The 7,268-nt window shown below is 46.5% G+C and carries 3 protein-coding genes; 1 reads left to right on the forward strand and 2 read right to left on the reverse strand.

Annotated elements, in window-relative coordinates; translation table 11 throughout:
* Nucleotides 1-41: 41 nt before the first annotated feature.
* On the reverse strand, nucleotides 42-3,911 hold the full coding sequence (locus QT974_RS28240; protein ID WP_333471706.1) for a two-partner secretion domain-containing protein: 3,870 nt from the start codon (nucleotides 3,909-3,911) through the stop codon (nucleotides 42-44).
* A 240-nt stretch (nucleotides 3,912-4,151) separates the two neighbouring features.
* Between QT974_RS28240 and QT974_RS28245 the strand changes: the two genes are divergently transcribed.
* Nucleotides 4,152-6,866 (forward strand): CHAT domain-containing protein, encoded by a 2,715-nt coding sequence (locus QT974_RS28245; RefSeq protein ID WP_333471707.1) that lies wholly within the window; start codon nucleotides 4,152-4,154, stop codon nucleotides 6,864-6,866.
* Between the two features lie 85 nt (nucleotides 6,867-6,951).
* On the opposite strand, the gene QT974_RS28250 is transcribed toward QT974_RS28245, so the two are convergent.
* A partial coding sequence (locus QT974_RS28250) for an RNA-guided endonuclease InsQ/TnpB family protein (protein WP_333471708.1) occupies nucleotides 6,952-7,268 on the reverse strand: 317 nt, incomplete at its 5' end.

Below are 7,268 nucleotides of genomic sequence, written 5' to 3' on the forward strand. Positions count from 1 at the left end.
ATTTGTCAACAAGTGTACCATTTTGTCTATTTATTCGCTAGCTAGGTACTAGCTCTACCTTCTGGATTTTTTGAGGAGGTGGATGCTGATATAGTCGCGCCGTCAGCAATGGTGAGTCGTTGTGTATCAATTCTCAAGTCTCCCGCAGCACCTGTGCCCGTAGTTTGAACCGCAAGTGTCCCTGAACCGCGAATGTTTATGGCTTCTGGTGCTTGTACGATCAGGTTTCCGCCTTTGCCACTACCATTCGTAGACGCAGATACTAAAGATTGGGGCGCTAAGGTGAGGTTGAGGGTGGATTGATTCTGATATGGTTGTAGGGTTAAAGTCCCGGCGGGGGTTTGTCCTTGAGTTTCGGCAAACACGCCCACAACTCCGGCTAAATTCATATTCGAGGCATTTAAGGTGATACTACCACCCCCCAATGGATTGGTGGCGGTATTGGTGGCGGTGGCACTGATGCGGGCGGTGTTGGAGAGGGTTAAGCTGGGGGTATTGACAATAATGCTTCCAGGTTGCCCAGCGCTGCTGGTTTCGACAGAGAGAACCGGGGAAAAATCTTCCACACCAATGCCCAAGTTCATGGCAGTCGAGGCATTGGCTGCAATTGTGCCGCTATTGCCACTCCCATTCGTTCTGGCAAAAACTCGGGCTCCCCTGGCAACGGTTAAGGTGGAGGTGTCTAGCGTAATGTCTCCCGCATTCCCACTGCCTGTGGTTGAGGTGGAAAGTTCGGTTTGTTGGATGTCTAAATTTCTACCGGTCACTTCAATTTTGCCAGCATTTCCTGCACCTGTGGTGTCTGTGGTAATGATGCTTTGTCCCTGAATCGCGATCGTACCGGGAGCCTTAATTTCTATATTCCCACCCGTTCCTTGGCTAAAGGTGGAAGCAGAAATAGAAGTGGACGGTGCCAGGTTAATATTGAGATTTTCCCCGTTGGGATGAGATTGCAGGGTAATATTTCCGGCAGCGCTAGAACTTGCTGTGGTGGTGGCGATGTTGGCTCTATCTTGCAGGGTTAATTGGGGGGTGGTTAGGGTAATATCTCCAGCTTTGCCTTGGTTAGTGGTTCCGGCAGATAGTTGACTGTTAGAACCGACGAGCACAATTCCTCGATCGGCTTCGATACCGATACTGCCTGCCGCACCTGCGCTGCTAGTGTTGCTCCTAATAAAACTATTATTGAATGTGACTAGACCCGGGCTGCTTATTGTTACATTTCCAGCCCGATCGTTGCCTTTGGTATCGCTTTGAATGGAACTGTTATTGAATGTGATATTTCCCGAGCTGCTGACATCAACATTGCCCGATCGACCTGTTCCCCCAACATTCAAGGGGAGGAATTCACTGAGTCCCGGTGGATTTCGTACAGTCACCTGCTTGCTCGTCAGAATGTTAGTATCCGTTAGCCATAAATCTTCCATACCTCTTACCCGAACTGTTCCAGATGTTGAGGAAGAAGATAGAGTAAAGATTTCTAGATTGCTCGCGTTGTTTTTCACTTCTAGGACAACGTTCCCGCCATTTCCTGCTGTTCCTTGCTGGGATAGAGAAAAGGAGCCCAGGAATGGGGAGCGAACTTCTGTGCCTTTAGGCTTGTATTTAATGGGAATTCCTACAATATCCCCACTTCTAGCGATGAGGGAAATCGCGCCTCCCTCACCTGCTGTGCCTGATTTAGAGTACGAGAAAGAGTACAAATCGCCATTGATAAAGATGTCATTGCCAGCAGTTAAGCCAATCGCGCCCCCCTGACCCGCATTGCCTGATTTAGAGTACGAGTAAGAGTCCAAATCGCCAACGATAAAAGAGTCGAAATCGCCAGCGATCTGGATGTCACGGGCAGCAGTTAAGCTAATCGCGCCCCCCGGACCCGCATTGCCATCAAAAGAGATCGAGTAAGAGAACAAAGCGCCAGTGATATGGATGTCATTGCCAGCAGTTAAGCCAATCGCACCCCCCTCACCTGCTGTGCCTGAGTCAGATGACGATAAAGAGTACAAAGAGCCAGTGATAAGGATGTCATTGCCAGCAGTTAAGTCAATCGCGCCCCCCTGACCCGCATTGCCTGAGTCAGATAACGAGAAAGAGCGCAAATCGCCATTGATAAAGATGTCATTGCCAGCAGTTAAGTCAATCGCGCCCCCTTGAGCTGCATTGCCATATTTAGAGTACGAGTAAGAGCGCAAAAAGCCATTGATATGGATGTCATTGGCAGCAGTTAAGCCAATCGCGCCCCCCCGAGCTGCATTCTGAGCTGCATTGCCTGATTCAGACCGCGAGTAAGAGCGCAAACCGCCAGTGGAAATGCTGCCAAAGGAGGTTTCCAGACGAATGTCGCCCCCCTGACTAGGTGTACTTAAAACCGAGTACGAATAAGAGTCTAAATTGCCAGTGGTGATGTTGCCGTTGGTGGCCAATAGGCTAATTGCCCCCCCACCAAGAGCGGGTAGTCCAGAACCCGTGTACGTATAGCTATTAGAATTACGATCGTAGGAATTGAAGTACGCATCATAATCGTCGCCATTCTTGGTACTCAGGGTTTGCCCATTAGTGGTAATTGACCCAGCACTGTTAACATTAATCGCGCCCCCATTGGTGGTCATCCCTTGCGTACTCACATTCCCCGATGCCGCCAACAGGCTAACTATTCCCCCAGCCCCATTAAACGGCTGTAAGGTCACATTTCCCTCCAGCGTAATTCCCGCAGGTACAAGCCCATTGCTAGCATTAGGTACTGCCCCAGCATTGACATCCCCATATGCTAAAGCACTCTGCCCCGATCGCATAATTAAAGCCGAATTCGTACTGAGTGTTGCTGTATCTCGCCCTGCTGGCAACCCACTCGTATCCGGCGCTGTGATGTTGATATCACCCCCAAAGCGAATATTCCCCTTACTTTCGACTAACAACGATGCCCCTGTATAGTTAGCCGCTACATCCACATCGCCATTACTGCTAATAATCGGGTCATATAAGCTGACAAAATTTGCCAATCCCCCCGATACACTCCCCAGCGAAAAACTGCCACCACTACTAAAGCGAGCATCAAGAGAAATCACACCATCACTGATTAAACTCAAATTCCCACCACTCACAAATGGCGTTTGTGTCGGGTGATTCAACGCTAAGATATCGATGCCGCTATTGCCAATAATTGTGAGATTTCCCCCCGATCGAGCCAGAAATGGAGCCACCACAGTATCGCGCACTTTCACGGTATCCTGCGCCTGTAATGTCAAATCTCCCCCAGCTATTAACTGTCCCTGCAAGTCCAGATTGCCAGCCGACAGGGTAAGATGTTTCCCAGTTGATAAATTCCCTTGATTAATAATCGCCGTCGGTCGATCGGCAATGACATTAAAAAACAGCGCTCCCGGACTGACAGAAAGTAAACTACTTGTTTGCGGTTCTGCTGCACTGAAATAGCCAGTATTACCTAACTGTATCCGCCCTGCTGTCGTCGCCAGAAATGACCCTTGAATATCCAAACTCGCATTCCGACCAAACACAATCCCATTAGGATTGAGCAAAAACAAATTCGCCCCACCCAAAACCCCCAACCTGCCCAAAATATTAGAGGCATTGCTGCCCGTGACGCGAGTTAAGATGTTCTCAATTCCAGCAGGATTGGCAAAATAAGCCCCCCTACTTTCCCCCACATTAAAATCACTGAAACTGTGAAATAGATTAGCACCGCGAGTTGCTCCACCATCTATCCGGTCACTAGGAATACCCCGTATATTGACATCGGGTGTAACGACAGAACTTTCAGCACCTAGCGTATTGTCAGGCACGATTTGAGCATTAACGCGATCGCCCCCCATCGCACAGAGTGTCCCAAATATGGCAATAAAACCCCCAATCTTCCAATGCCAACACCGATCGAACCAGTTTTTAGCAATCATAGGTTAATTTCCAAAACAGGTTGAGACATCGATCGCTGGAGTTTCCTTGTGAGCATTATAATCATGCGAGGAAGAAATGGTAGCTCGATCGACAATAATAAATAATGTAGTTAATTGCAAACAAAAGCTAGAGCGGAGTTTAAAGTTCAGGCAGGTTAGGTAGCAAAATCGAGAATGCTGCAAGAGGTGAGTAAAGTTTCGTCTAAAATCTTCAAAATAACCTACCATATTTTAACTACTATGACAAGCCGACACCGCCAATTCCGTGTCCGCCACTTTCTGGTAATTTTATTCCTAACCAGTCTCACCATTTGCCTCTGGCTGAGTCATGTTTCTTTTAATCCTTTACAACTAAGATGGCCAGAAGTAGCAACTGCACAGTCTGCCAATCCCAGCCAGCTCGTACAACAAGGGATCGAACGATATAAAACAGGAGACGCGCCAGGCGCGATCGCACTTTGGCAAACCGCCTTAACCGCCTATAAAAGCACTAACGATCGCGCTAACGAGGCGATCGTTCGAGAAAAACTAGCCATAGCTTATCAACAAATCGGTCAATTCGGCGAGGCGATCGATTATTGGAAAGGTGCGATCGCCAACTATCGCCAATTAGGAAATATAATGAAGGTGGGGCGGTTACTCACAGAACTTGCTCAAACCTACAGCCGTTTGGGGCAAAATAGAGAAGCAATCGCACTTTTATGCGGTGCTTCTAAGGCTGATGAAATTTGCCTTAAAAGTGAAGGAAGTGCTTTGCAAATTGCCCCAAAATTTAGCGATCGCCAGGGAGAAGCGGCGGCTTTGGGAAGTTTGGGAGAAGCGTATCGCCGACTGGGAAAGTACGATCGAGCCATTGAAACTCTAGAGGCTAGCTTAAAGATTGTGGGGGAGATTAACCTCCCAGTTTATCGCGCCTCAGTGCTTAATAGTCTCGGTAATGCTTACTTTAGTAAAGCTCAACTGAGCGAGCAGCGTGCTGATTCTGCTAAGTTCAGAACTGCCGAAAATAAGGCTGATGAATTCATTAAATCAGCTACTGCCGATTACACAAAAGCTTTAGGTTATTTCGAGCGCAGTCTCGAACTAACCCGGACTCAAAATGACCCATCGAGTCAAATGCGATCGCTTCTCAATTTGATTCAACTTTATTACCGCCCCAAATATTTTAAGTTACCCGATCGCACTAATAAAGCAGAGCAAGCGTTGCAAGAAGCTCTTACTCTACTTAATAGCCTCCCCGATTCTCCCAATAAAGTCTATGCAGCAATTGATTTAGCAGAACTAGAACAACCTGTTGATTCTATTAATTATACTTCATTTCAAGCTCAATGTCTGCCGCGAAAAGTCAACGATTCACAAGTTGAGGAACTCCTGCAAAAAGCTGTTTCTATTGCTCGAAGCATTAAAGATTATCGTTCCGAATCATTTGCTTTAGGTAAACTCGGTCATCTCTACGAATGCCGCAAAGACTACAATAAAGTCTTAGATTTTACCAAACAGGCAAGATTGGCAGCAGACCAAAACTTACTTGCTAAAGATAGTCTTTATTTGTGGGAGTGGCAGGCGGGACGAATATTTAAGGCGCAGGGGAAAGAATCTGAGGCAATTGCTGCTTACGAACGCGCGATCGCAACATTAGAAGGTGAGGGAGGTATTCGAGACAATTTGTTAATTACCCAGCGAGACTTGCAATTTAGCTTTCGGGATACGATTACTCCTCTCTACCGTGAGTTTGCTCAGTTAAAGCTAGAGCGTGCCCAAGCGCTACCCGTTGCAAGTCAAGAGTACCAAAAGGAACTCGATTCTGCACTCAACGCGATTGATTCTTTGAAACTAGCAGAATTGCAAAATTACTTCGGCAATGAGTGTGTCTTTACCGTTTTTGAGCCAGAACGAGTTGATGACTTAGAAAGAGAAGACACTGCTGTCTTTAGTTCTATAATTTTGGACGATCGAACGGCAATTGTGGTGAGTTTACCCAACTCTGACCCGAAGGTAAAGCCAAATACTGAAAGAAGATTTAAACGGCTAATCTGGATAAACGATAGTAAAAAACTTATAGAAGAAATCAAAAAATTCCGTATAGAAATTCAGAAATTTTACGATCCTACTGACGCTTTTTTAACACCCGCACAAAATCTATATAACTCGCTGATTCGCCCTTTCGCCTCCGATTTAGACCCAACAAAAATCAAAACGCTCGTTTTCATCCAAGATGGGCTATTACGCAGCGTACCGATGGCTGCACTCCACGATGGTGAGGAATTTCTAGTTCAGAAATACGCCATTGCTACGACTCCGGGTTTGCGTTTGACCTCGCCTAAATCCGTAAACTTTCAAAGTCTGCGGACTTTAGCTTTGGGGTTAACAGAAGCCGCTACTGTTGATGGTGAAGAATTTAAGCCTTTGGCAAATGTTACTAATGAAGTCGAGCGAGTTGTCAATCTATTTCCAGGTAGCAAGAAACTCTTGGACGAACAATTTACTCCTGAGAGTTTAGAGCAAGAACTTAAACAAACGGTTTACCCGATTATTCACATTGCCACTCACGGTCAATTTGGCACTATTCCAGAAGATAGCTTTTTAGTGACTGGTAATAATGAGAAGATGACAATTACTCAGCTAGAGAGTGATATTCGTCGCTTTAGTAAAGGTACAGAGCCTGTGGAGTTGCTCGCGCTCACGGCTTGTCAAACGGGTATAGGAGATGACCGTGCTACCCTAGGTATGGCTGGCATTACGGTGCAAGCAGGCGTCAGAAGTGCTTTGGCTTCTCTTTGGTACGTTGACGATGCTTTTACACAAGAATTAGTCGCTAAGTTTTACGAGAATTTGCGATCGCAAATGAGCAAAGCAGAAGCACTAAAGGAAGCACAGAAAGCGCTGATCGATCGAAACAAGAATATACACCCCGCTAAATGGGCCTCCTTTATCCTGATCGGTAACTGGCTGTGACACTGCTAAACAAATCCTAGACAAGTCTAGACATTTGCTTCTTACTTCAACGGGAGCATGGGAGCGGCTATCCCTCGGTAAGCTTTCACGCTGTAGCCAAACGTGATAAATTCATTGCGGCGTTCAAGTCTCTGTCCATCGAGTGACCACAACTTCCACAGTCGTAGGTTCTTTCTTTTAGGGGCATATCCTGAATATGTCCACAGTTAGAACAGGTCTTGCTTGAAGGAAACCAACGGCTAGCTATGATTATTGCACAGCCAAACTTAAACGCCTTGTATTCCAACTGCCTCCTGAACTCATAGAACCCGCAGTCAGCGATGACTTGAGCCAACTTGTGATTCGACAACATCCCAGATGTGTTCAAATCTTCTACTACTATTTTTGCGTGGTTTTTGCATA

The sequence above is a fragment of the Microcoleus sp. BM001215392 genome (assembly GCF_036700185.1).
GTDB lineage: Bacteria > Cyanobacteriota > Cyanobacteriia > Cyanobacteriales > Microcoleaceae > Microcoleus.